Here is a 23,494-nt window from a genome sequence, read left to right on the forward strand (position 1 = left end):
TCGAGCGGTTGGTGGACCGACCGGTAAGCGTTGGCGCGGTGTTTGCCTTCGGACGGCGGCAGGAGGAGTCGTTTGCCGACACGCTCTGGTAGCCGTCCGGCCAAGGCCACCGGGCCGTAGCCCGGTGGCCTGTGGTGGCTAGATGGTCTTCGCGACACCTACGGGGCAGGTCATGCCATTGGGGCCGTGGTTGCAGTAACCGCCCGGGTTCTTCGTCGGGGCCAGGTACTGCTGGTGGTAGTCCTCGGCGAAGAAGTAGTCGCCCAGCGGCGCGATCTCCGTCGTGATCTCGCCCTTGCCGGCCCGGGCGACGATCGGCGCGAACGCGTCCCGCGACGCCTCCGCCACGGCGCGCTGCTCGTCGGTGGTGGTGTAGATCGCCGAGCGGTACTGGGTGCCCACGTCGTTGCCCTGGCGCATGCCCTGGGTCGGGTCGTGGTTCTCCCAGAAGACCTTGAGCAGGTCCTCGTAGGCGATCGTCGACGGGTCGTAGACCACCTGCACCACCTCGGCGTGCCCGGTCATGCCGGAGCAGACCTCCTCGTACGTCGGGTTGGTGGTGTACCCGCCCGCGTAACCGGCCGACGTGGTGATCACGCCGGGAAGGGTCCAGAACAGGCGCTCGGCACCCCAGAAACAGCCCATGCCGAAGACAGCGACCTGCGCGCCCTCGGGGAAGGGGCCGGTCAGCGACGACGGCAGCACCTCGTGCCGGTCGGCGATCGGCATGGCGAGCGGACGGCCCGGCAGGGCCTGGTCAGGAGCGATCATCTCGGCCTTCATGCGGCGGAGGAACACGGTGGGACTCCTCTCGTGGCTTTCCCAGCGTGTGCAACAGCGCCGGTCCCCGGTTCCTTACCCGCCCGCCACGACCTCAGGCCAGCGCGGCCGAGATCCGCTCGGCGTAGCCGCTCGCCTCAGTGTCGTCGGCGTAGCGGGTGCGGGGCCAGAAGAAGCCGCGCAGCCCGTCGCCCTTCGTCCGGGGCACCACGTGGGTGTGCAGGTGCGGAACGGACTGGGACACGAGGTTGTTCATCGCCACGAACGTCCCCCCGGCGCCCAGACCGGTCTGCACCGCCGCCGCGATCCGCTGCACCAGCCGGAAGTAGCCGGGCAGCGCGTCGGCCGGCAGATCGGTCAGCGTGACCAGGTGGACGCGGGGCACCACCAGTACGTGTCCCTTGAACACCGGCCGGGTGTCGAGGAACGCCACCCCGTCCGGCTCGTCCGTCACCACGAAGCCCGGCACCTCGCCGGCCATGATCCCGCAGAACACGCACCCACCCATCCGCCCAGGCTAGGCCCCACCGCACGCTTCCGCCCGGCGCGTCTCACCCCGTCCCGCCGCGGTGATCATGAGGTTGACGGCGACATTTCGGACGGCGACCACCGTCAACCTCATGATCAACGCGGGCGGGTGGATCCGGGTCGGTCCAGGTAGGCGTCCCAGTCGTCGTCGGGGATGCCGGGTGGGCCGGTTTCGCCGTTGGCGAGGCGTGCGCGGATGTCCGCCTCCCACCGCAGCGCCCACCCGCGCAGCTCGTCGACCTGTGGCTCGGTGAGACCGTATGAACGGAAGGTTCGGACGTCCCGCTCAATCACGCCACCCAGCCGATCGGCCAACTCGTCCAGCGAGAAGCCCGCGGTGTGGCGGGCACCGAGGCGCTCCAGCTCGGACCACCCGAGTCGCCCGTGCGCGGCGCGGACGTCTATGTAGTCCCGGTGGGCGGCGCGGTCGTGCAGCGCGCGGACCTTGAGCCCGACAGCGTCCTCGAAGGCCAACACCGGGCCCAGAGCCATCCGGGCCGGTGGCGCAAGCGCCTCCTTGAGTAGGTCGACCTCGCATGACGTCACATCGTCCGAGATCAGCAGGCGAGCCATCCGAGGTGTCGACTCGATGATCCGAGCGGAGAACCCGGCTGCGACGTAGGCGGCGGCGAGGCGGTCCGTCACGACAGGAAGCGGCATCACGGCGGACGTGGCGAAGTCGATGTCCTGGGAGGGCCGGTCGACCAGGTCGTGGGCGCATATGGCGTAGCCACCCGCGAGCATCAAGCCCAGGTCGTCGCCGGCGGCAAAGCCGATCTTCAACAGGCGACGATGCAGCTCGTCCATCACCCGGCGGTGAGGTCAGGCAGCCGTCGCTCCCAGAGCCGCATCACCCGGCGCGCGGTCAGCCGTCGGATGCGGGGCCAGTCCTGGCGGAGCAGCGCGGCGTTGACGTAGTTGACGATGTCGCGACGCTGGCCGCAGTCGAGCAGCAAGCAGTAGAAGGTCAGTCGTTCGTGCGGATCGCCGATGTCGTAATCGGTCGGACCCGACCAGGCCAACCGCACGGGCAAGGTGACGCGGCCCGACCGTGGACCGGCCAGCATCTCCAGCGAGGGTGGGATCCGGTCGGCGACGCCGTGCAGGCGGGAGGGCAGCACTTCGGTCGAACTCACCGAACCAGTATGGCCGACCGGTCCGACGCGCCGGGTTCCCCGCGCCGGGGCGGACCAGCGGACTAACGTCTCCGGCATGAGTCACGGCTTCGAGACGCTCGCCATCCACGCCGGCCAGGACCCCGAGGTCCGCACCGGCGCGGTGATCCCACCGATCTACCAGACCAGCACCTACGCCCAGGACGCCGTCGGCGCCCCCCGCGAGGGCTACGAGTACAGCCGCTCCGGCAACCCCACCCGGGACGCGTTGCAGGAGTGCCTGGCCGCGCTGGAGGGTGGCCCGGTGGCGCTCGCCTTCGCCAGCGGTCTCGCCGCCGAGGACACCCTGCTGCGGACCGTCTGCAAGCCGGGCGACCACGTGGTGATCCCGGACGACGCGTACGGCGGCACCTACCGCCTGTTCGCCAAGGTGGCGCAGCGGTGGGGCCTGGACTTCACTCCGGCGAAGGTCTCCGACCCGGACGCCGTGCGCGCCGCGATCCGGCCCGGCGCCACCCGGATCATCTGGGTGGAGACGCCGACCAACCCGCTGCTCGGCATCGCCGACATCGCCGCGCTGGCCGCCGTGGCGCACGACGCCGACGCGCTGCTGGTGGTGGACAACACGTTCGCCTCGCCGTACCTGCAACAGCCGATCGCGTTCGGCGCGGACGTAGTGGTGCACTCCACCACGAAGTACGTCGGCGGGCACTCCGACGTGGTCGGTGGCGCGCTGGTCGCGGCGGACCGGGCGCTCGGCGAGGAGCTGCGCTACCACCAGAACGCGATGGGTGCGATCAACGGCCCGTTCGACGCGTGGCTCACCCTGCGCGGCATCAAGACCCTCGGGGTACGGATGGACCGGCACTGCGACAACGCCGAGCGGATCGCCGCCTTCCTCGACGGCAACGCGAAGGTCGCGCAGGTCATCTACCCCGGCCTGCCCTCGCACCCGGGTCACGAGGTCGCGGCCAAGCAGATGCGCCGGTTCGGCGGGATGATCTCGTTCCGGGCGGCGGGCGGCGAGGAGCACGCGGTGCAGATCTGCAACCGGGCCCGGCTGTTCGTGCTCGCGGAGTCGCTCGGCGGGGTCGAGTCCCTGATCGAGCACCCGGGTCGGATGACACACGCGAGCGCTGCCGGCTCGCCGCTTGAAGTTCCCGGCGATCTCGTGCGACTGTCTGTCGGCATCGAGACGGTCGACGACCTGCTCGCCGATCTGGAGCAGGCACTGGGCTGACCGCTGGACGACGGAGGGTGGCAGTGCCGGACATCTTGCCGACGACCTGGGTCGGGGCGACCGCCAAGCAGATCGCCCGCGCGGTACGCCGAGGTGACGTCTCCGCCACCCAGGTCGTGGCCGACCACCTCGACCACGTCTCCCGGGTCGACGCCGAGCTGGCCGCGTTCCGCACGGTGCGCGGCGGTGAGGCGCTCACCGAGGCGGAGAAGGTCGACGAGCAGGAGGAGTTGGCCGAGCTGCCGCTCGCCGGGGTGCCGGTGGCGGTGAAGGAGAACACGCCGGTGGCCGGGCTGCCCACCTGGAACGGGTCGGCCGCCATGCGTACTCCCGTGGCGGAGGCCGACCACGAGGTGGTCCGCCGGCTGCGCGGCGCGGGCGCGGTGATCCTCGGTGTGACCCGGATGCCGGAGCTGGGCCTGTGGGCCCTCACCGACGACGACACCGGGGTGACCCGCAATCCGTGGGACCCGACGCGTACCCCCGGCGGCTCCTCCGGCGGCGCGGCCGCCGCGGTGGCCGCCGGGCTGGTGCCGATGGCCCACGGCAACGACGGCCTCGGCTCGATCCGCATCCCGGCGGCCTGCTGCGGCCTGGTCGGGCTCAAGCCCGGCCGGGGCGTGGTGCCGTGCCAGCTCGGCGCGGACGACTGGTTCGGCCTCACCGAGCACGGCATGCTGACCGGCACGGTGGCCGACGCGGTGGTCGGCTTCTCGGTGCTGGCCGGCCGCCGGCCGGACAAGCTGGTCCCGCCGCCGCGGCTGCGGGTCGGCGTCTCGCTGCGCTCCCCGGTGAAGGGTGTCTCCCCGGACGCGCCGAACCGCGACGCGGTCGCCGCCGCCGGCCGGCTGCTCGCCGCCGCCGGGCACGACACCGTCGGAACCGACCCGGTCTACCCGACCCGGCTCGGCCTCCAGGGCATCGCCACCTGGTTCGCGGCGGCCGCCGCCGACGTGCGGGCCGCCGGGGTGGCGCCGGGCCGACTCCAGCGGCGCAGCCGCCGGCACGTCGCGCTCGGCGAGTGGGCGCAGCGCCGGGGGTACGTCAAGGAGGCCGACCGGGCGGCCTGGCGCGACCGGTCGGTGCAGTTCTTCGCCGACCACGCGGTCGACCTGCTGCTCACCCCGGCGCTGGCCGGACCGCCGCCGGAGGCCGCCGGCTGGTCGGGTCGCTCCTGGCTGGCGAACATGCGGACGAACATCCGGTACGCGCCGTACGCCGCGCCGTGGAACATCGCCGGCCTGCCGTCGATCGTGGTGCCGGTGGGCCGCCGCCCGGACGGGTTGCCGGTCGGCGTGCAGTTCGTCGGCCCGCCCGGCTCCGAGCTGCTGCTGCTCGGCGTGGCCGGCCAGTTCGAGATGCAGGCACCGTGGCAGCGGCACGCCCCCGGCTATCCCCGCGTCGGAACCGGGTCGCCGGCTTCGGCGTGATCGCGGCGGCGACGTCGCCACAGCTCGCGCCGGGGGTGGGTGGCACGATCGGGGCATGACGGAACTGGTCGGTCTCGCCGACGTACAGGCCGCGCGGGAACTGCTCGCCGGTGTCACCCGTACCACCCCGCTGGAGCCGTCCCGGCCGCTGAGCGCCGAGCTCGGCGGGCCGGTCTGGCTCAAGTGCGAGAACGTGCAGCGCGCCGGCTCGTACAAGGTGCGCGGCGCGTACGTGCGGATCTCCCGGCTGTCGGCCGAGGAACGGGCCCGCGGGGTGGTGGCGGCGAGCGCCGGCAACCACGCGCAGGGGGTGGCGCTCGCCGCCGGCCTGGTCGGCGCGCGGGCCACCGTCTTCATGCCGGTGAACGCGCCGCTGCCGAAGGTCGCCGCGACCAAGGGGTACGGCGCCCGGATCGAGCTGGTCGGCAACACGGTGGACGAGTCGCTGGTCGCGGCGCAGACCTTCGCCGAACGGACCGGGGCGGTGTTCATCCACCCGTTCGACCATCCGGACGTCATCGCCGGCCAGGGCACGGTGGCGCTGGAGATCCTGGAGCAGTGCCCGGACGTGCGCACCATCGTGACCGGGGTGGGTGGCGGTGGCCTCGTCTCGGGTCTGGCCGTGGCCGCGAAGGCGCTGCGACCCGACGTACGCGTGATCGGGGTGCAGGCGGCGAGCGCCGCGGCCTTCCCGCCCTCGCTCCAGGCCGGCGAGCCGGTGCGGTTGCCCTCGTTCGCGACGATCGCCGACGGGATTGCCGTCGGCCGTCCCGGCGAGTTGACCTTCACCCACGTCCGCAAGCTGGTCGACGACGTGGTCACCGTCTCCGAGGAGGACATCTCCCGGGCGCTGCTGATGCTGCTGGAACGCGGCAAGCAGGTGGTGGAGCCGGCCGGCGCGGTCGGCGTGGCGGCGCTGCTGGCCGGCGCGGTGGAGGTGACCACGCCGGTGGTCGCGGTGCTCTCCGGCGGCAACATCGACCCGCTGCTGATGCTGCGGGTGATCGAACACGGCCTGGCGGCGGCCGGCCGCTTCCTGCGCGTCACGGTGCGCTGCACCGACCGGCCCGGGCAGCTCGCCTCGCTGCTCGGCGAGATCGCCGAGCACCGGGCCAACGTGGTCGACGTGGTGCACCAGCGGGCCAACCCGCACCTGCGGCTCGGCGAGGTGGAGGTGGCGCTCTCCGTGGAGACCCGCGGGGTGGCGCACTCGGACACGCTGATCAGCGCGTTGCGGGCCAGCGGCTACCAGGTGAGCTTCGCGGGCGAGGGGTGAACCGCGAACGCCCCGGCCGGATGATCCGGTCGGGGCGTTCGATCGTGGGGCTCGGGTCCGAGGAGCCTGTCAGCCTCGGTCGGGTCGGACCCGAGCCGTCCGGCACGGGTCCGGAGGGGGGTCAGCCGGAGTACGGCTCGAAGGAGACCACGGTCACCTTGATGTCGGCCCCGCTCGGGGCCGTGTAGGTGCAGGTCTGGCCCGCCTTGCCGCCGAGGATGGCCTTGCCGAGCGCGGACTCGGGGCTGTAGACGGTGAGGTCGGTGGTGGAGGCGATCTCCCGGGAGCCGAGCAGGAACGTCTCGGTGTCGTCGGCGTCGTCGTCGAAGTAGATCGTCACGACCATGCCGGGCGACACCGCGTCGGCGTCGGGCGCCTCACCGACCTTGGCGGTGCGCAGCAGCTCCTTGAGGTAGAGGATGCGTCCCTCGGCCTTGCCCTGCTCCTCGCGGGCGGCGTGGTAGCCACCATTCTCCCGCAGGTCGCCCTCCTCGCGCCGGGCGTTGATCTCGGCGGCGATGACCGGCCGGTTGGCGATCAGCTCGTCGAGCTCGGCCTGAAGGCGGTCGTGAGCGTCCTGGGACAGCCAGGTGGCGGGCGCCTCGTTTCCCTTGGTGGACACAGGCGATCTCCTCGGTTGGTGCGGACTGGCTGACAGGTGAACTACCAAGTTACCAGTGCCGTACCCGTCGAGGTGTGAACGATCACCCCGGGTGCCGGCGGCGGGACCGGGGTACGCGTGCCGGCGGCGCGCCGGCGTTCCGGCTCAGCCGGCCGGTCGGCAGCGCAGCACCTCGCCGATGAACGGTCGGGCGGTGGTCGGCACCTCCTGGCGGGAACGGACGTGTCGCTGGCCCGGCTCGGCGGTCACCGTGACCTCGGCGTGCCCCACCTCGGCGCCGTCGTGCGAGCGGGCCCGCAGCAGGCAGGTGGCGGAGCCGCCGGACGGCACGGTGACCCGGAAGTCGACCACCACCCGGGAGTCGGTGATCCCGGTGTAGCTGATCATCTCGCCCCGGTAGTCGGGGTCGCCGTACTGCTGGTAGAGCTTCGTGGCGGCCAGCCCGAGGACGGCCAGCAGGACCGTCACCGTCAGGGCGAGCAGGACCGGCCGACGGCGCCCCGGCTCCCGGCGGCGGCCGTACCGGCCGGGTGGGAAGATCGGTGCGACTGTGGTGTGCGTCTCGCTCACCGGCGGGTATCTCCTGGCGTCGTTGTCGGCGGCATCGGCAAGAATGGCAGGGTCCATCTTCCCAGTCCGGCGCTGAGCCAAGGATGGCAGGTCGGCCTCGACCGGCCCGGGTGACCCCGGTCACCCGGTGGGGCGGTCCCGACCGGCCAGCACGGGGGCTTTCGCGGGTGCGGGGGGAGATTCCGGCAGGCCAGCCGGTCGACCCGGGCAGGGTCGGTCGACGGGCACAGACGAGGAGCGCCGAAGGTGGCAGAGAAGCTGCGTCTCATGGCGGTGCACGCCCATCCCGACGACGAGTCGAGCAAGGGTGCCGCCACCATGGCGAAATACGTCGCCGAGGGGGTGGACGTGCTGGTCGTCACCGCCACCGGCGGCGAGCGGGGCAGCGTGCTGAACCCCAAGATGGACCGCCCCGACGTGTGGGCGAACATCGGCGACATCCGCCGGGCCGAGATGGACGCGGCCCGCGCCATTCTCGGCGTCGAGCAGGCATGGCTGGGCTTCGTCGACTCCGGGCTGCCCGAGGGTGATCCGTTGCCGCCGCTGCCGGAGGGCTGCTTCGCCCTGCAGGAGGTGGAGGCCGCCGCCGCCCCGCTGGTGCGACTGATGCGGCAGTTCCGCCCGCACGTGGTCACCACGTACGACGAGGAGGGCGGCTACCCGCACCCCGACCACATCATGACCCACAAGATCACCGTGGCGGCGTTCGAGGCGGCCGGTGACCCGGAGCGTCACCCGGAGCTGGGCGAGCCGTGGCAGCCGCTGAAGCTCTACTACGACGTGGGCTTCTCCCGCGCCAAGATCCTGGGCCTGCACGAGGCGATGCTCGCCGCCGGCCTCGAGTCGCCCTACGGCGAGTGGATGAAGCGCTGGGAGGAGCGTCCCGACAAGGGGGAGCGCATCACCACCCGGGTCGACTGCGCCGCCTACTTCCCGGTCCGCGACGACGCGCTGCGGGCCCACGCCACCCAGATCGACCCGGACGGCTTCTGGTTCCAGGTGCCGATGGATCTCCAGCAGCGGGCCTGGCCCACGGAGGACTTCCAACTCGCCCGGTCGCTGGTGGACAGCCCGCTCCCCGAGTCCGATCTCTTCGCCGGTGTGCGCGAGACGTGCCGTGCCGGCTGACATCCCCGAGAGCTACCCTGGTCGTCAGCCGCACATCGGAGGAACACCATGCTGACCACCGTCCAGGTGCTCGCGGAGAACAACTTCGGTGACACCCGCACGGGTGGTCTGGCCGGTCCGATGGGCCTGCTTATGATCGTCGCGCTGGCCACCGTCACCGTTCTGCTCATCCGCAACATGAACGCCCGGCTGCGCCGACTGCCCGACCGGTTCCCGCAGCACGGCGAGCCGGGCCGGGTCGACGCGGCAGTCGTCGATCCGACAGACGGGCCCGCCGCGCAGGATTCACCCACGAACACTCCCACCGGCCCCCAGCAGCGCCGGAACGGCTGAACACCGCATGAATCACGCCCGAGCCGGCCGTCGACCCCTGTTGCGGCCACCGGCTTTGGCTTAGCCTTCCGCCGGGGGGGCCATCAGGCCCCGGACCCTGCGCGGAAGGGGGCGCCGATGTCGGAGGCAGCAGCGGGCCCCCACCGTGCCCCGGTCCCACACCTCGACGGAGCGGGTCCGTGACGTCCGAGCCGGCCGACCGTCCCCCCGACCGGCTCGGCCTACGCGGGACACCGCGGGGCGTCGTCCTGCTGACCGCCGCGGTCGCCGTCACCGCGCTCGTGGCGGCGGCACTCGGCCTCGCCGTCCCGACGCATCTGCCGGCGGACGACGCGCTGCCCGCGCCGGCCCGGTTCGGCCTCGCCGCGGTCGCGTTCGCCGTGGCCCAACTCGCCCGGCTGCGTTTCCGCACCGCGGCCGGCATGGTCAGCATCACCTGGGGCGAAGCCGCGCTCGTCGTCTGCCTCTGGCTGGCACCCGCCGGCTGGCTGCCCGCCGCGGCGCTGCTCGGCGTCGGCACCGCCTGGACGGCGATGTCGCTGATGGCCGACCGCCGACCGGTGCTGGAACTGGTCCGCATCGCCTCCTCGCTCACGGCCGCCACCACGCTGGCCGCGGCCGTCGCGAGCGCCCTCGGCCGGCCGCTGCTCGCCGCGCCCACCCCCGAGCTGGCCCTCGCGTTGAGCGCCGGCGCGGTGACCTACCTGCTCACCACCGCCTGGCTGGGCGCAGCCACCCTCGCGCTGCGACACGGCATCCCGGTCGGGCCGACGCTGCTCGCCGCGCTCCGCGGCAAGCTGCTCATGTTCGTCGGCAACGTCGCGGTCGGCCTGGTGGTCGTCACGTTGCTGGAACTCGACCCGCGCTGGCTGCTGCTCCTGCCGCCGCCGCTGTGGCTGTTGCAGCAGACCTACCGGCACCGGCTCCGGGCCGATGCGGAGCGGCGGACCTGGCGGGCCTTCGCCGAGGCCACCGCCGCGCTCAACCAGCTCGACGAACGCGGCGTGGCGACCGCCGCGGTGACCGGCGCACTGACCCTGTTCGGAGCGGAACTGGTCGAGGTCGACGTGGCGCGCGGTGACGGGCGCTGGCGCCGCTACCGGGCCGACCTCGGCGGGCAGGTGCGGGACCGGGATGTGGAGCCGCACGCCTGCGCCGGTACGGCCGAGCACGAGCTGATCCGGCGGCTCACCGTGGGCGCCACCGAGGTGGGCCGGCTGCGGGTGCGGTTCGCCCGCTCCGCCCCACCCAGCGCCCGGGAACGCGACGGCGTGGCCGCCTTCTCCGACGCCCTGGCCGCTGCCCTGCACGACGCCGCGACCCACCACGAGCTGCGGCTGGTCACCGCCCGCTCGTCGTACGACGCGGTGCACGACCAGCTCACCGGGCTGCTCAACCGGGCGGCGCTGCTGGCCCAGGGCGACCAGGCGCTGCGGCAGCGCCCCCACGACCATCCGGTGGCTCTGCTGCTGCTGGACGTGAACCAGTTCAAGGAGGTCAACGACACCCTCGGGCACTCGGCCGGCGACCAGCTCCTGCGGCTCACCGCAGACCGGCTCGCCGCGCTGACCCGGCCGGGTGACCTGCTCGGGCGGCTCGGCGGGGACGAGTTCGCGCTGCTGCTGACCTCGGTCCCGGTGGTCGAGGACCGGACCGCCCCGCTGGCGTACGCGCTGCGTCAGGCCCGGGAGGTGGCCGAGCGGCTCGCCGCGCCGACCGAGGTGGCCGGGGTGCGGATGTCCGTCGAGGTGGCGGTCGGCGTGGTGGTGGCCGACGCGGGCGTCGCCGACCTGACCGAACTGCTGCGCCGGGCCGACATCGCCATGTACCAGGCGAAGGAGATCGGCGGCAGCGTCGCCGCGTACGACAGTTCCCGGGACGCGGCGAGCACCGACCACCTGGCGTTGCTCGCGGAGCTGCGGGAGGCCCTGGCCACCGACGACCAGCTCGTGCTGGCGTTGCAACCGGCGGTCGACCTGGCCACCGGCGCGCCGACCGGGGTGGAGGCGTTGATCCGGTGGCGGCACCCGCGCCGGGGCTGGCTCGGCCCGGCCGAGTTCATCCGCCCGGTGGAGAACAGCGAGCAGCTCGGCAGTTTCACCCGCTACGTGTTGGACAAGGCGCTGGCGGTGGCCGCCGAGTGGGACCGGGAGGGGCTGGACATTCCGATCTCGGTGAACCTGTCGGCGCGTAGCCTGCTCGACCCGCGGCTGCCCGCCGAGATCGGGGAGGCGCTGCGCCGGCACCAGGTCCCGCCGCACCGGCTGGTCCTGGAGATCACCGAGACGGTGGTGATGAGCGAGCTGGAGGTCATCGACGAGGTGCTGGCGACGCTGCGGTCGATGGGCGTGCAACTCGCCGTGGACGACTTCGGCACCGGCTTCTCCTCGTTGACGTTCCTCACCCGCATCGCCGTGGACGAGCTGAAGGTGGACCGCTCCTTCGTGATCCGGATGGCCGACTCGCCGGAGGCGGCGGCGATCGTCCGGACCACCGTCGGGCTCGCCCACGAACTGGGCCTGCGGGTGGTGGCGGAGGGCGTGGAGACCGCCGAGCAGCGCACCGCGCTGGCCGAGCTGGGCTGCACGGCCGCCCAGGGTTACCACTTCTTCAAGCCGATGCCGGCGGACAAGATCGGCGCGGTGCTCGGCTCGCTGCGCGACACCGCCCGGGGCAACGTCTTCCCGCTGCGCGCCGACGGCGCGTCCTGACCCGACACCGCGCCGCCGGGACCACCGACGGCGCGGAGACGCGGCTCAGCCGCGGGGCAGTACGTCGTCGAGGACGGTCGGCAGCGTCGACCAGTCGGCCGAGGCGATGCTGGCGTGCGCCCGGGCCAACTGGGCGACCCGGGCCGCCGCCGCGTCGGCGTCCGCGTCGCCGACGGCCGGCGGGACGTTCTGCGCGTCGGTCGTCACCAGCAGGTAGTGGTTGGTGTCGTACCAGGCGGTGTCGATGCCGCCGGTGACGTACGCGGAGGCGTCGCCGTCGAAGAGCACGAACCAGGGGCGCAACGCCGCGTCGGCGTACCGGGTGCGGGGGTCAGCGGCCTGGGCCCGGTGCACGGCCGGGAACGCCCGGGCGGTGCCCAGCGTGCCGGCTGCCGCCAGCCCGGCCAGGTGGCGGGCGTACTCGACGTCGGTCCAGAGCGTGTCGGTCGGGTTGCCCTCCTCGACGGTGCCGGGGATCAGCTCCACGATCACCTTGCCGGCGAGCTGCGCCCGGGTGGGCCAGGCGTCCGCGCGGGCGGCGGCGTCCAGGCTGGCATGGCCGCCGAGCAGGTCGGCCGGGCGGAACACCCGGTCGCCGAGCCGCGCCGCGAGCACCGCGTCGAGTTGCGCCGGCCCCTGCCCGGTACGGCTGCTGAAGCCGGTCTTCAGCTCCAGCTTGAGGATCAGCGGGCCGGCGTCGGGGTGCGCGCCCAGCCAGAGCCGGATGTCGTCCAGGCAGTGTTCCAGGTTCTTGTTCCGCGTGCCGGTGTAGAGCTCGGCGGCGCTGGTGGCGGCCACGCAGTTGTTGTCGTTGCCGAGCGGGTTGCTGTGGCTGACCCGCCACTGCCGGGTGAGCACGTCGGGCCAGACGTCCAGNGCTCGTACGTGTTGTGGATGCCGACGCCGGTGGTGGCGGACCAGCGGGTCTCCGGCGGCACCGCGGCGGACGCGGCGCCGGGGGTCAGCGTGGAGCCGGTGAGGGCGGCGAGGGTGAGCAGGGCGGCGAGTCTGCGCATGACCGTCTCCTAGGGCCGTGCCGGCGGTGGGCGACGCCGGTCATACGCCGATTCAAATAGACAAAGGTGAATAGGGGAAGGACGGACCGTGACTCGGGTCGGTCCGGCGGCGGCGTCCCGGCCCGGCGGATAGGGTCGGGTGGTGAATCGACTCGCCAGGGCCACCTCGCCCTACCTGCTCCAGCACGCCGACAACCCGGTCGACTGGTGGCCCTGGTGCGACGAGGCGTTCGCCGAGGCGAAACGGCGCGACGTGCCGGTGCTCATCTCCGTCGGCTACGCCGCCTGCCACTGGTGCCATGTGATGGCCCACGAGTCGTTCGAGAACGAGGCCGTGGCCCGGTTGATGAACGACGACTTCGTCTGCGTGAAGGTCGACCGCGAGGAGCGCCCCGACGTCGACGCCGTCTACATGACCGCCACCCAGGCGATGACCGGCCAGGGCGGCTGGCCGATGACGGTCTTCGCCACCCCGGACGGCACCCCGTTCTTCTGCGGCACCTACTTCCCCCGGGCGAACTTCGTCCGCCTCCTCGGCTCGGTCGCCGCCGCCTGGCGCGACCAGCGTGAGGCGGTGCTGCGCCAGGGCGCCGCCGTGGTCGAGGCGATCGGCGGCGCCCAGNCCAGCTCGCCCGGGAGTACGACGAGACGAACGGCGGCTTCGGCGGCGCGCCGAAGTTCCCGCCGCACATGAACCTGCTCTTCCTGCTCCGCCACCACCGGCGGACCGGTTCGACGCGGAGCCTGGAGATCGTCCGGCACACCGCCGAGGCGATGGCCCGGGGCGGCCTGAACGACCAGCTCGCCGGCGGCTTCGCCCGCTATTCCGTCGACGGCCACTGGACCGTGCCGCACTTCGAGAAGATGCTCTACGACAACGCGCTGCTGCTGCGCGTCTACACCCAGCTCTGGCGGCTCACCGGCGACCGGCTGGCCCGCCGCGTGGCCCGGGACACCGCCCGGTTCCTCGCCGACGAACTGCACCGGCCCGGCGAGGGCTTCGCGTCCGCGCTGGACGCCGACACCGAGGGCGTCGAAGGGCTCACCTACGTCTGGACGCCGGCCCAGCTCGTCGAGGTGCTGGGGGAGGACGACGGCCGTTTCGCCGCCGACCTGTTCACCGTCACCGAGTCCGGCACCTTCGAAGAGGGTGCCAGCGTGCTGAAGCTCGCCCGGGACGTCGACGACGCCGACCCGGCGGTGCGGGCCCGCTGGCGGGAGGTGGTGGGCCGGCTGCTCACCGCCCGGGACACCCGCCCCCAGCCGGCCCGCGACGACAAGGTGGTGGCCGCCTGGAACGGGCTGGCGATCACCGCCCTCGCGGAGTTCCAGCAGGTCGCCGCGCTCTACGCGTCCCCGCAGGAGGAGGACGCGAACCTGATGGAGGGTGTGGTCATCGTCGCCGACGGGGCCATGCGCGAGGCCGCCGAGCACCTGGCCGCCGTGCACCTGGTGGACGGCCGGCTACGCCGGGTGTCCCGGGACGGGGTGGTCGGCGAGCCGGCCGGGGTCCTGGAGGACTACGGCTGCGTGGCGGAGGCGTTCTGCGCGCTGCACCAGCTCACCGGCGAGGGGCGGTGGCTGACCCTGGCCGGTGAGCTGCTCGACGTGGCGCTGGCCCGGTTCGCGGGGCCGGACGGTGGCTTCTACGACACCGCCGACGACGCCGAACGGCTGGTCACCCGTCCCGCCGACCCGACCGACAACGCGACCCCGTCCGGCCGTTCGGCGATCGTCGCGGCGCTCGTCGCGTACGCGGCGTTGAGCGGGGAGACCCGCTACCGGGAGGCCGCCGAGGCCACGCTGTCGACGGTCGCGCCGATCGTCCACCGGCACGCCCGGTTCACCGGCTACGCCGCCACGGTCGGGGAGGCGCTGCTCTCCGGGCCGTACGAGATCGCGGTGGCGACCGACGACCCGGCGGCTGATCCGCTGGTGGCCGCCGCCCACCGGCACGCCCCGCCCGGCGCGGTGGTGGTCGCCGGGGCCCCGGATCAGCCCGGCGTCCCGCTGCTCGCGGGCCGGCCGCTGGTCGACGGGCGACCCACCGCGTACGTCTGCCGGGGTTTCGTGTGTCAGCGGCCGGTGACCTCGGTCGACGAGCTGGTGGCCCAGCTCGGCTGAGCGTGGGACGGGCCGCCCTCGCGGCCGGGCCCGCCACCGGCCCGGATAGGCTGGCGGCGCTATGGACTCCCGTACCGGTCTCCCCGTCGCGGGCATGGTGGGTGGCGGCCAGCTCGCCCGGATGACCCACCAGGCCGCCATCGCCCTCGGCCAGTCGTTGCGCGTGCTGGCGCTCGCTCCGGACGACGGCGCGGCGCTTGTCGCCGCCGACGTCCAGTACGGCGACCACACCGACCTGGCCGCGCTGCGCACCTTCGCGAAGGGCTGCGACGTGGTCACCTTCGACCACGAGCACGTCCCGAACGGGCACATCCGCGCGCTGGCCGACGAGGGCGTGAAGCTGTTCCCGCCGGCCGATGCGCTGGTGCACGCGCAGGACAAGCGGGTGATGCGGGAGCGCCTCGGCGAGTTGGGCGCGCCGAACCCGGCCTGGCGTCCGGTGGAGTCCGCAGCCGACCTGGTCGCGTTCGGCGAGGAGATCGGCTGGCCGGTGGTGCTCAAAGCGGCCCGGGGCGGTTACGACGGCCGGGGCGTCTGGCTGGTGGACGACGCCGACCAGGCCGCCGAGCTGGCCGCGACGTTGCTCGACGGCGGCACGCCGCTGCTGGTCGAGGAGCGGGTGGCGCTGCGCCGGGAGTTGGCCGTGCAGGTGGCCCGGTCGCCGTTCGGGCAGGTCGCCGCGTACCCGGTGGTGGAAACCGTGCAGCGCGACGGCATCTGCGTCGAGGTGCTGGCGCCCGCGCCCGACCTGCCCGAGGAGCAGGCGGTCGCCGCGCAGCAGCTCGCCATCGACCTGGCCACCGCGCTCGGCGTGGTCGGGCTGCTCGCGGTCGAGTTGTTCGACACGGCCGCCGGCCTGGTGGTGAACGAGCTGGCCATGCGTCCGCACAACTCGGGGCACTGGACCATCGAGGGTGCCCGCACCTCGCAGTTCGAGCAGCACCTGCGGGCGGTGCTCGACTATCCGATGGGGGACACCTCGCTCACCGCGCCGGTCGTGGTGATGGCGAACGTGCTCGGCGGGGAGTCGGGCGGGATGTCGATCGACGAGCGGCTGCACCACCTCTTCGCCGCCGAGCCCGGCGCCAAGGTCCACCTCTACGGCAAGCAGGTGCGTCCGGGCCGCAAGATCGGGCACGTCACCGTGCTCGGGAGCGACCTGGCCGACGTACGGGCCCGGGCGGCGCGTGCCGCCCGCTGGCTCCAGGAGGGACGCGCATGAGTACGGTCGGGTTGATCATGGGCAGCGACTCGGACTGGCCGACCATGCGGGCCGCCGCCGAGGCGCTGGACGAGTTCGGCGTGCCGCACGAGGTCGGCGTGGTCTCGGCGCACCGCACCCCGCTCAAGATGATCGAGTACGGGCGGGAAGCCGCCGGACGTGGCGTCCGAGTGATCATCGCGGGGGCGGGCGGCGCGGCCCACCTGCCCGGCATGGTCGCCTCGGTCACCCCGCTGCCGGTAATCGGCGTGCCGGTGCCGCTGAAGTACCTGGACGGAATGGACTCGCTGCTCTCCATCGTGCAGATGCCGGCGGGCGTGCCGGTCGCCACGGTGTCGATCGGCAACGCCCGCAACGCCGGCCTGCTCGCCGTCCGCATCCTGGGCGCCTCGGACCCGGCGCTGCGCGATCGGATGGCCGCCTACCAGGCGAGCCTGGAGGACCTGGTCGCCGAGAAGGAAGCCGCGCTGCGGGCCTCGCTGGCCTGACGACAAGCCCCTCCGCTCACGCTTCGTGTTGCCTCTTTCGTTGTCACTGATCGTGATCCCCGGCGGCGGGAGCGCTGTTCGCCTGTCGCCCCCTTTGCTCTGCAGCCATTCGCGCAACACCGCGTTGACCTGCGCTTCCATTTCTGCGCTGGGACCTCGGCTCGACGGTCCCAGGTCACGCCGAGTGACTGCTGCGCCGGTGGCTGCAGAGCAAAGGCGAAACAGGCAGGTGGGTCCTGTCCGCCCATCCGATACGGAGTGTGATCGATGGATGGGCCGAGGGTGTGGTCGCCGCCGCCCGCCCGTCCGCCGCCCGTCCGCCGCCGTCGTGCGCCCGCCGCGGTTCGGCCGCCGCCGGTGTGCGGCCGTCGTGCTGCCGCGGTGTGCCCACCGCCGTCGCGCGCCCGCCGCCCGTCGTCTGCCTGGTCGGCGGCGGCTAGCGGTCAGCGGCTAGCGGTCGGCGGCTAGCGGTCGGTGTCCAGCGGTCGGCNCGCATCCCGCGCAGCGCGGTCTGCAGGCGCTCCTGTGCCCGGCGGCGGCGCTCGTTGCTCGCACCGAGGACCAGCAGGACGATGCCGACCGGGATCAGCACCAGCCACGGGCCGAGGCTGAACAGCGCGTGCACCGCGGCCACCGCGGTCACCGTCGCGCCCACGATCACCGGTGCCTGCTGCCGGCTCGTCGTGCCGAAGATCAGCACGGCCACGGCGCCGAGCAGGAGCAGCACCTGACGCAGCACGCTGGAGTCGGTGGCCAGCACGATCGCGAGCGTGGGCAGGAACGCGGCGACCAGGGCCGGCCCGTACGCCACCCAGCTCGACAGGTCCGGCCGGTGGCGTAGTTGCAGCACGCCGACCAGCAGGGCCAGCGCCGCGAACGGCAACGTGTACGCCTCGGGCAGGGCCACGTCGGCCACCCGCATCAGGATCCACCAGGCGGTGATCTCGCAGGCGACCACCGCCCAGAACAGCAGGTTCCGCTCCACCGGACGGCGTCCCGGGCGGCTGGCCGCCACCCCGAGGACAGCGCCCCAGGCAGCCAGCAACGCGGCGATGTGCCGGGGCGAGTCGAACGCCAGCGCCAGCGCGATGAGCGCCGCCCCGTACCCGCTCCACTCGACGGTGGCCGCCTCCCGGTACGCCTCCGGCCGGCGCAGCCGGGGCAGGGTGGCGGCGAAGACCTGCAACACCGCACCCACCATGAGCACCCCGAACGCCGACCAGACCGCCGCCAGGCCGGCCACCAGGCCCAGCGTCAGCACGAAGAGCTGGGCCATCAGCGAGCCGAACAGCCAGCCGAGGATGCGCGCCCGCTGGGTGGTGCCGAAGAGCGCGGCGACCGTACCCACGCCGACCGCACCACCCAGGGTGATCAGGGTCAGGTCGCGGGTGGCGAGGCTCCCGGCCAACCCGGCGCCGCCGGCGGCCAGCCCGATGGCGAAGACCAGCACCCGGGCGACCCGGATCGACCGGCCCGGCTCGGCCGGCGCCGGCGGCGGAGTCAGCGCCAGTCCCAGCATCGAGATGGTGAACACGACCAGCCCGGACAGCGCGGTCACCGGCCAGCCCTGGCCGAGCGCCACCGGCGTGATCAGCAGCGTGACCGCCGCACCGGGTAGGACCACCGGCACCGCCCGGGACCGGCGACCGCCGCTGAACCCGGTCGCGGCCAGTGCCGCGGTCGCGGTGAGCAGCAGCGCGGTCAGCACATGGGTGGGGTCCACGGCCTCCGGCGGCGGGGTGAGCAGCTCCGGTGGCGGTCCCTGCCACACCCGACCGAGCACGGCGAACGTCGAGAACAGCGCCACCGCCAGCGGCGCGGCGAGGGTCACCAGTGCCAACGCGGTGGGCAGCGCCGCCGCGGCCAGCGCCCCGGCGGCCGGGCTGACCCGCCAGCGCAGTTCCGTGGGATCGCCCGGCACCCGGCGCAGCGCGCCGTTGAACAGCACCGACCAGCGACGCACCGGCCGGGCCGAACCGGCCGGCGGGACGGTGGCCGCCCGGATCAGTTCGGCGAGCACGCCGAGCAGCGCGGCGGCAGCGGCGAACACCCCGGCGGGCAGGTGCACGAGCAGAGCGGCGGCAGCGGTGACGGTGCCCCCAGCGACGACCGCCACGCTCGCGTACGGAAGGTATTGCGGCACCTGCCGGCGGACCGCACCCACCACGGCCAGGCCGATGCTGGCGGCGGCCAGCGCGGCGGTCAGCACCACCTGCGCGGGACGGTCGAACTCGGCCGCGAAGGCGGCCACCGCGCCGGGCAGGGCGAACAGGGCCGCCCCGGCGGCGGCACCGCCCACCTGGACCAGGTGCGGCGGCATCCCCTCGGACCGGACGTCGTCGACCAGCGACGGCGCGAAGAACCGGGCGAGCGCGGCCACCGTCACCCCGATCAGCGCGATGCTGCCCAGCGCCAGCGCGGTCGTCCACGGCCGGACCAGCCCGGCCCCGGCCGCGTGCAGCGCCACCACGCCGGCCACGGTGGCCCGGGACAGCGCGGCCCGTGGCTCCGCCGCGGCGACGGCCGCCATGCCGTAGACCGTGGCCACCATGGCGCCGACCAGCACCGGCGACCACCAGGGCAGGTCGAACGCGGCCGGTACGCCCACGGTGGCGAGCACCGCGGCCACGCCGGAGACGTCGTACTTCCAGGGTGGCGGCAGCAGGATGGCGGCGGTGACCGCCAGCAGCGCCAACGCGACGGGTGCCTGCCAGGTGTCCCCGCCGGTGGGCGCGGCCGGCCAGCCGCTCAGGTCGCCGGCCCAGATCGGGCCGGGGGTGGCCAGCACACCGACGCCGCCGCGCAGCGCGCTCCACGCGGCGATCAGGCCGATCAGGGTGCCGCCGGCCGCGATGCCGAGGATCGGGCCGCGCCGCCACTCCGCAGGCAGTGCCCGGGCGGCGACCGCCACCACCAGCACCAGCGCGGCACCCACCATGAGCTGACCGCCCGGGGCGAGCACGGCGACGATCCGGGCCAGCGTGGCGACCAGCGCGACCGTGGCGGCGGCCAGGGCCAGGTCCGAACCGTCGAAGGACAGGTCGGCCCGGCGCCCGGCGTCGATCCGTGGGGCCAACGCCAGCAGCGCGGCGGCGATCAGCAGCAGGCCACCGACCCAGGCGTCCGCGGAGGTGGCGCCGGGCGCGCGGAACGCGGCGGCGGCCACGGCCAGCGCGCCGAGCACCGTGCCGAGCGCGTGCGGCACGCTCAGGTGCCGCTGCGCCACCTGGACCAGGGCCGCGTAGGCGAGCGTCACGCAGACGCCGAGGAAGCTCGCGGCCAGGATCGGGACGGTGATCTCGCGCAGGTTGGCCGGGGTGGGCACCGGTGGGGTCGGCACGGTGGCGGCGACGAACGCGGCCACCGCGCCGGGCAGGGCGAGCGCCGCGCCGCCGGCCGCCCAGGCGCAGACCGTGTCCGACGCGGCGGCGGCGATGCGGACCCGCGGCGCCAGCGAGACCAGTGCCCCGCCCAGGAAGAGCAGGGTCAGCGCGGCGGCGGTGAGCGCCGGCCGGGCGAGCGCCGCCCCGGCACCGAGCAGGCCCAGCCCGGTGGCGGTCGCCGTGTGCACCACGGCCGCGCGTTCGGTGCCGGCGGTGAGCCCGAGCGCTCCGACGGCGACGGCGGTCAGCAGCATCGGCCAGCAGGCGGCGGCCCAGCCCAGACCGAGCGAGGCCGGCACGGCGAGCGCGGTCAGCGCGGCGGCGACCACCGCGAACTCGCGCCGGATCGCGGTCGGCAGCGCCACCGCGGCGGCGACGGTGAGCAGCAGGGCGCTGGCGGCGAGCTGCCAGCCGGTCGAACCGACCGCCCGGGCGAGTTCGGCGTGCCAGCCGTCGAGGTCGGCAGACCAGGCGGGCAGCGCCGCCCGCACCGGGGCCAGCCCGGCGCGCAGCGCGCCGACGGCGACCACCAGGCCGGCGGCGGTGAGCGCCACCGCGGCGGCCAGCTGCGGACCCCGGCGGGCCGTCTCCGGTACGGTCCGGACGGCGAGCCCGACGAGCGCGATGATCGCGGCGATCAGCAGCAGGGACCGGCCGGGCAGGGCCACCGAGGCGACCCGGCCGAGCGCGCCGATGACCGCGAGGGTGAGGATCGCGGCACCCACGTCGGGCAGCGGCGGTCGACGCAGCAGCAGCGTGCCGGCCATGGCGGTCAGCGCGGCCAGCAGCAGCACCGTCCCGGCGCCGGCGGCGGCCCCCACCGTGGCGGCGCGCAGTAGGGCGGTGACCGCGAACGCCAGCGCGACGACGACCGCCGCGCCGTGCAGCAGCCAGGTCAGCTCGCGCAGCCCCGGCACCGGGCGGGTCGGCGCGTCGGCGGCCCGCCCGGTGAGCGGCTCGCCGTCGAGGACCTCGGTGGCCTCCTCCGGCGCCGACTCGGGCCGGTCGTCGTCGGCGCGGCGGTGCGGGGGTACGGGCGCCGGCGCGGCGGGCGGCACGTCCGCCCGAACCGGCCGCTCCAGCATCACCGCCGAGCGGACCAGCGCCAGGTCCAGCACGGCCACCACGGTGAGCAGCAGCGCCCAGCCGGCCGTCCCGGTGACCCGCTCGTAGGCCAGCAGCGGCAGCACCGGCTGGGCGGCCAGTACGGTGGCGAAGCGGGGCGCGCGCAGCCCGGTGGCGTACGCGTACCCGACCGCGACCACGGCGGTGACCAGGAAGATCGACCCGGCGAACGCGGCGCCCGAGGTGCCACCACCGATCCGGTCGACGGCCCAGACCGCGTACCCGGCCAGCGGCACCAGCAGCAACCCGACCGCGGCGACGGTCTCGGCGGTCGAGGTCAGCCCGCGGCGGGCCAGCACCGGCGGGGCGAGCAGCATCAGCACGGTCGCGACCAACAGCACGCCGAGCCGGGCCAGCGCGTCGATCGAGCTGGTCGCGACCGCCGCGAAGACCACCGCCGCGACGCCGAGCACCAGCGCGCCCAGCCCGAGCGGGATGTTCTGCNCGGGCGACCTCGGGGCGGCGACGGGGGCGGGTCGTCCGGGGCGGGCGGCGGGGTGCCCTGCCGGGGCACGCGCGGCGGTGCGCCGGTGGTGGCCGTGGGCGGCCGACGCCCCGGACGCCGGCGCAGCACCCGGCGGGGCCGGGTGGCCTGCTTGATCCGCTCCTCGCCGGCGTGCGCCAGGATGTCGCGCTGGAACAGGGCCGCCTGCATCTTGGCGGCGATCTGCCGCTGCTCGCGGGCGATCTCGGCGTCGCGGGCCTTCATCTCGGCGATGGAGCGCTCGATGTCGGCCAGGTGGCCGGACCATTGCGGCTGCTGCGCGCCGCAGTGCGGGCAGACCGCGGCAGGCTTGATCTCACGCCCGCACGAGGCGCACTTGAAGCTCTCCACGACAGTCTCCCGTCCGCCCGTGCCCCCGCACTGTGGACCTCCCAGAGGCAGCATGCCTTGACCGGGCCGGGATTTCGACATCTGTCGGCGCGTTCCGAGCCACAAAAAGGGCCGACCGGCCGGGAAGCAGCTTCCTGGCCGGTCGGCCCGGCGTCGATCGGTCAGGGGCGGCCCAGGCCGCGGTACTCCCAGCCGGCCTGCGTCCACAGTGTCGAGTCGAGGCAGTTGCGTCCGTCCACGACCTTGCGGCCGGTGGCCAACTCGCCCAGCGCGACCGGGTCGGCGTTGCGGAACTCGGCCCACTCGGTGAGCACGCAGACCAGGTCGGCGCCGCGGACGGCCTCGGTCATGCTCTCCTCGTAGGTCAGGTCGGGCACCGCGCGGCGCGCGTTCTCCATCCCCTGCGGATCGAAGACGTGCACGTCGGCGCCGGCCTTGCCGAGCAACGCGGCCACCGCGAGGGCCGGGGCGTCGCGTACGTCGTCGGTGTTGGGCTTGAAGGTCGCGCCCAGCACCGCGATCCGGGTGCCGGAGAGGTCCGGACCGGCGGGGCCGGAGCGGCGGCTGAGCAGCTCGGCGGCGAGCTGCACCACCCGGGTACGCCGGCGCAGGTTGATCAGGTCGACCTCGTGCAGGAAACGCAGCGCCTCGCCGGCCCCCAGCTCCTGGGCGCGGGNTGGAGGAACCGGTTGCCGATACGCGGGTCGTACCCGATCGAGCGGGCGAGCTGGGTGACGTCGCCGCCGGCGGCCTCGCAGACCTCGGCCATCGCGTTGATGAAGGAGATCTTGGTGGCCAGGAACGCGTTCGCGGCGACCTTGACCAGCTCGGCGGTGGCGAAGTCGGTGACCACCAGGGGCACCTCGCGGTCCTCGGTGGCGGCCAGGTCGAACACGCCCTTGTGGGCGGCGAAGAGCATGCCGTTGGCCCACTCGCTCTTGACGCCGACCACGATCCGGTTGGGGCGCAGCACGTCGTCGACGGCGAAGCCCTCCTGGAGGAACTCCGGGCTCCACGCCACCTCGACCCCGAGGTCGGTCGGGGTGTGCTTGCCGACCAACTGCTCCACCCACTCGGCGGTGCCCACCGGTACCGTCGACTTGCCGACAATCAGCGCCTTGCGGGTCAGGTGCTGCGCCAGCGCGGTCACCGACGCCTCGACGTACGACAGGTCGGCGCCCATGCCGTCGGCCCGCTGCGGGGTGCCGACGCAGATGAAGTGCACGTCGCCGAAGTCGGCGGTCTCCTGGATGTCGGTGCTGAACCGCAGCCGGCCGGCGGCCAGGTTGCGCCGGAGCAGCTCGTCCAGGCCCGGCTCGTGGATCGGCACCTCGCCGGCGTTCAGCTTGGCGATCTTGTCCGCGTCGACGTCGAAGCCGAGCACCTCGTAGCCCAGCTCGGCGTAGCAGATGGCGTACGTCGCACCGAGGTAGCCGGTGCCGAGGAAGGTCACCCGGGGCCGGGCCGCGCCGGACGGCGGGGTCACCGCGGCGATGGCGGGCGTCGGCTGGGAGTTCGGGTACGGGATCGTCACGCCTGTCTTCTCCGCTCGCACTGGCGGCGCATCC

At 74.1% G+C, this 23,494-nt stretch carries 16 protein-coding genes and 3 pseudogenes; 10 read left to right on the forward strand and 9 right to left on the reverse strand.

The window, feature by feature from the left end; genetic code table 11:
- Positions 1 to 138 precede the first annotated feature (138 nt).
- The 4 genes from msrA to B1205_RS18060 all read right to left on the reverse strand — a co-directional run bounded on the left by msrA (position 139) and on the right by B1205_RS18060 (position 2,444).
- A complete protein-coding gene (msrA, locus tag B1205_RS18045) occupies positions 139 to 798 on the reverse strand; it encodes a peptide-methionine (S)-S-oxide reductase MsrA (protein WP_089156668.1) in 660 nt (219 codons plus the stop codon).
- 76 nt (positions 799 to 874) lie between these two features.
- A complete protein-coding gene (locus B1205_RS18050) occupies positions 875 to 1,288 on the reverse strand; it encodes an HIT family protein (RefSeq protein ID WP_089156669.1) in 414 nt (137 codons plus the stop codon).
- Positions 1,289 to 1,404: 116 nt separating this feature from the next.
- A complete protein-coding gene (locus tag B1205_RS18055; protein ID WP_140158090.1) occupies positions 1,405 to 2,115 on the reverse strand; it encodes a nucleotidyl transferase AbiEii/AbiGii toxin family protein in 711 nt (236 codons plus the stop codon).
- A complete protein-coding gene (locus B1205_RS18060; protein WP_089156671.1) occupies positions 2,115 to 2,444 on the reverse strand; it encodes a hypothetical protein in 330 nt (109 codons plus the stop codon). Before B1205_RS18060 ends, B1205_RS18055 begins: the two co-directional genes overlap by 1 nt.
- Positions 2,445 to 2,520: 76 nt before the next feature.
- On the opposite strand from B1205_RS18060, the gene B1205_RS18065 reads away from it, so the two are divergent.
- From B1205_RS18065 to ilvA, 3 genes are read left to right on the forward strand one after another with little or no spacing between them, the layout of a single operon-like run.
- Entirely contained in the window at positions 2,521 to 3,663 is a 1,143-nt protein-coding gene (locus B1205_RS18065; protein WP_089156672.1) for a cystathionine gamma-synthase, read from the forward strand.
- Positions 3,664 to 3,680: 17 nt separating this feature from the next.
- Positions 3,681 to 5,093 carry an amidase gene (locus B1205_RS18070; RefSeq protein WP_089156673.1) on the forward strand — a complete coding sequence of 471 codons (1,413 nt, stop codon included), beginning with the start codon at positions 3,681 to 3,683 and terminating at the stop codon, positions 5,091 to 5,093.
- A gap of 55 nt (positions 5,094 to 5,148) precedes the next feature.
- Positions 5,149 to 6,369 (forward strand): threonine ammonia-lyase, encoded by a 1,221-nt coding sequence (ilvA, locus tag B1205_RS18075; protein ID WP_089156674.1) that lies wholly within the window; start codon positions 5,149 to 5,151, stop codon positions 6,367 to 6,369.
- A gap of 121 nt (positions 6,370 to 6,490) precedes the next feature.
- On the opposite strand, the gene greA is transcribed toward ilvA, so the two are convergent.
- Complete coding sequence (gene greA / locus B1205_RS18080) at positions 6,491 to 6,991, reverse strand: transcription elongation factor GreA (RefSeq protein WP_089156675.1); 501 nt, start codon at positions 6,989 to 6,991, stop codon at positions 6,491 to 6,493.
- Positions 6,992 to 7,135: 144 nt separating this feature from the next.
- Positions 7,136 to 7,561: a DUF4307 domain-containing protein gene (locus tag B1205_RS18085; protein ID WP_089156676.1), complete on the reverse strand. Its 426-nt coding sequence runs from the start codon at positions 7,559 to 7,561 to the stop codon at positions 7,136 to 7,138.
- 246 nt (positions 7,562 to 7,807) lie between these two features.
- Here B1205_RS18085 and mca point away from each other — a divergent pair, with 246 nt between their 5' ends.
- The 3 genes from mca (at position 7,808) to B1205_RS18100 (ending at position 11,733) form a co-directional block, all read left to right on the forward strand.
- A complete protein-coding gene (gene mca / locus B1205_RS18090; protein WP_089156677.1) occupies positions 7,808 to 8,689 on the forward strand; it encodes a mycothiol conjugate amidase Mca in 882 nt (293 codons plus the stop codon).
- Between the two features lie 48 nt (positions 8,690 to 8,737).
- Positions 8,738 to 9,022: a hypothetical protein gene (locus B1205_RS18095; RefSeq protein ID WP_089156678.1), complete on the forward strand. Its 285-nt coding sequence runs from the start codon at positions 8,738 to 8,740 to the stop codon at positions 9,020 to 9,022.
- Positions 9,023 to 9,270: 248 nt separating this feature from the next.
- Complete coding sequence (locus B1205_RS18100; protein ID WP_254910069.1) at positions 9,271 to 11,733, forward strand: putative bifunctional diguanylate cyclase/phosphodiesterase; 2,463 nt, start codon at positions 9,271 to 9,273, stop codon at positions 11,731 to 11,733.
- 45 nt (positions 11,734 to 11,778) lie between these two features.
- On the opposite strand, the gene B1205_RS18105 is transcribed toward B1205_RS18100, so the two are convergent.
- A complete protein-coding gene (locus B1205_RS18105) occupies positions 11,779 to 12,591 on the reverse strand; it encodes a phosphatidylinositol-specific phospholipase C domain-containing protein (protein ID WP_254910023.1) in 813 nt (270 codons plus the stop codon).
- Between the two features lie 36 nt (positions 12,592 to 12,627).
- On the opposite strand from B1205_RS18105, the gene B1205_RS31755 reads away from it, so the two are divergent.
- The 4 genes and pseudogenes from B1205_RS31755 to purE all read left to right on the forward strand — a co-directional run bounded on the left by B1205_RS31755 (position 12,628) and on the right by purE (position 16,583).
- The gene (locus B1205_RS31755; protein ID WP_254910024.1) at positions 12,628 to 12,762 is read left to right on the forward strand and encodes a hypothetical protein; all 135 of its coding nucleotides are present in this window, start codon (positions 12,628 to 12,630) and stop codon (positions 12,760 to 12,762) included.
- Between the two features lie 129 nt (positions 12,763 to 12,891).
- Positions 12,892 to 14,873, forward strand: a pseudogene (locus tag B1205_RS18110) (thioredoxin domain-containing protein).
- Between the two features lie 61 nt (positions 14,874 to 14,934).
- Positions 14,935 to 16,095: a 5-(carboxyamino)imidazole ribonucleotide synthase gene (locus B1205_RS18115; RefSeq protein ID WP_089156680.1), complete on the forward strand. Its 1,161-nt coding sequence runs from the start codon at positions 14,935 to 14,937 to the stop codon at positions 16,093 to 16,095.
- A complete protein-coding gene (purE, locus tag B1205_RS18120; protein ID WP_089156681.1) occupies positions 16,092 to 16,583 on the forward strand; it encodes a 5-(carboxyamino)imidazole ribonucleotide mutase in 492 nt (163 codons plus the stop codon). The genes B1205_RS18115 and purE overlap by 4 nt, the downstream gene beginning before the upstream one ends.
- Positions 16,584 to 17,019: 436 nt before the next feature.
- Here purE and B1205_RS18125 read toward each other — a convergent pair.
- Both B1205_RS18125 and B1205_RS18130 read right to left on the reverse strand, forming a co-directional pair.
- Positions 17,020 to 21,926, reverse strand: a pseudogene (locus tag B1205_RS18125) (SCO7613 C-terminal domain-containing membrane protein).
- 161 nt (positions 21,927 to 22,087) lie between these two features.
- A pseudogene (locus tag B1205_RS18130) lies at positions 22,088 to 23,460 on the reverse strand (UDP-glucose dehydrogenase family protein).
- Positions 23,461 to 23,494: the final 34 nt, after the last annotated feature.

It is taken from the genome of Micromonospora sp. NBS 11-29 (assembly GCF_002140155.1).
In the GTDB taxonomy this organism is placed as follows: Bacteria; Actinomycetota; Actinomycetes; order Mycobacteriales; family Micromonosporaceae; genus Micromonospora.

Bases quoted from the DNA above. Each gene is read 5' to 3' on its own strand.
- B1205_RS18115 (WP_089156680.1), top strand. From the start codon at position 14,935: ATGGACTCCCGTACCGGTCTCCCCGTCGCGGGCATGGTGGGTGGCGGC.
- purE (WP_089156681.1), top strand. From the start codon at position 16,092: ATGAGTACGGTCGGGTTGATCATGGGCAGCGACTCGGACTGGCCGACC.
- B1205_RS18055 (WP_140158090.1), bottom strand. From the start codon at position 2,115: ATGGACGAGCTGCATCGTCGCCTGTTGAAGATCGGCTTTGCCGCCGGC.
- B1205_RS31755 (WP_254910024.1), top strand. From the start codon at position 12,628: ATGCCGACGCCGGTGGTGGCGGACCAGCGGGTCTCCGGCGGCACCGCG.
- B1205_RS18095 (WP_089156678.1), top strand. From the start codon at position 8,738: ATGCTGACCACCGTCCAGGTGCTCGCGGAGAACAACTTCGGTGACACC.
- B1205_RS18050 (WP_089156669.1), bottom strand. From the start codon at position 1,288: ATGGGTGGGTGCGTGTTCTGCGGGATCATGGCCGGCGAGGTGCCGGGC.
- B1205_RS18065 (WP_089156672.1), top strand. From the start codon at position 2,521: ATGAGTCACGGCTTCGAGACGCTCGCCATCCACGCCGGCCAGGACCCC.
- ilvA (WP_089156674.1), top strand. From the start codon at position 5,149: ATGACGGAACTGGTCGGTCTCGCCGACGTACAGGCCGCGCGGGAACTG.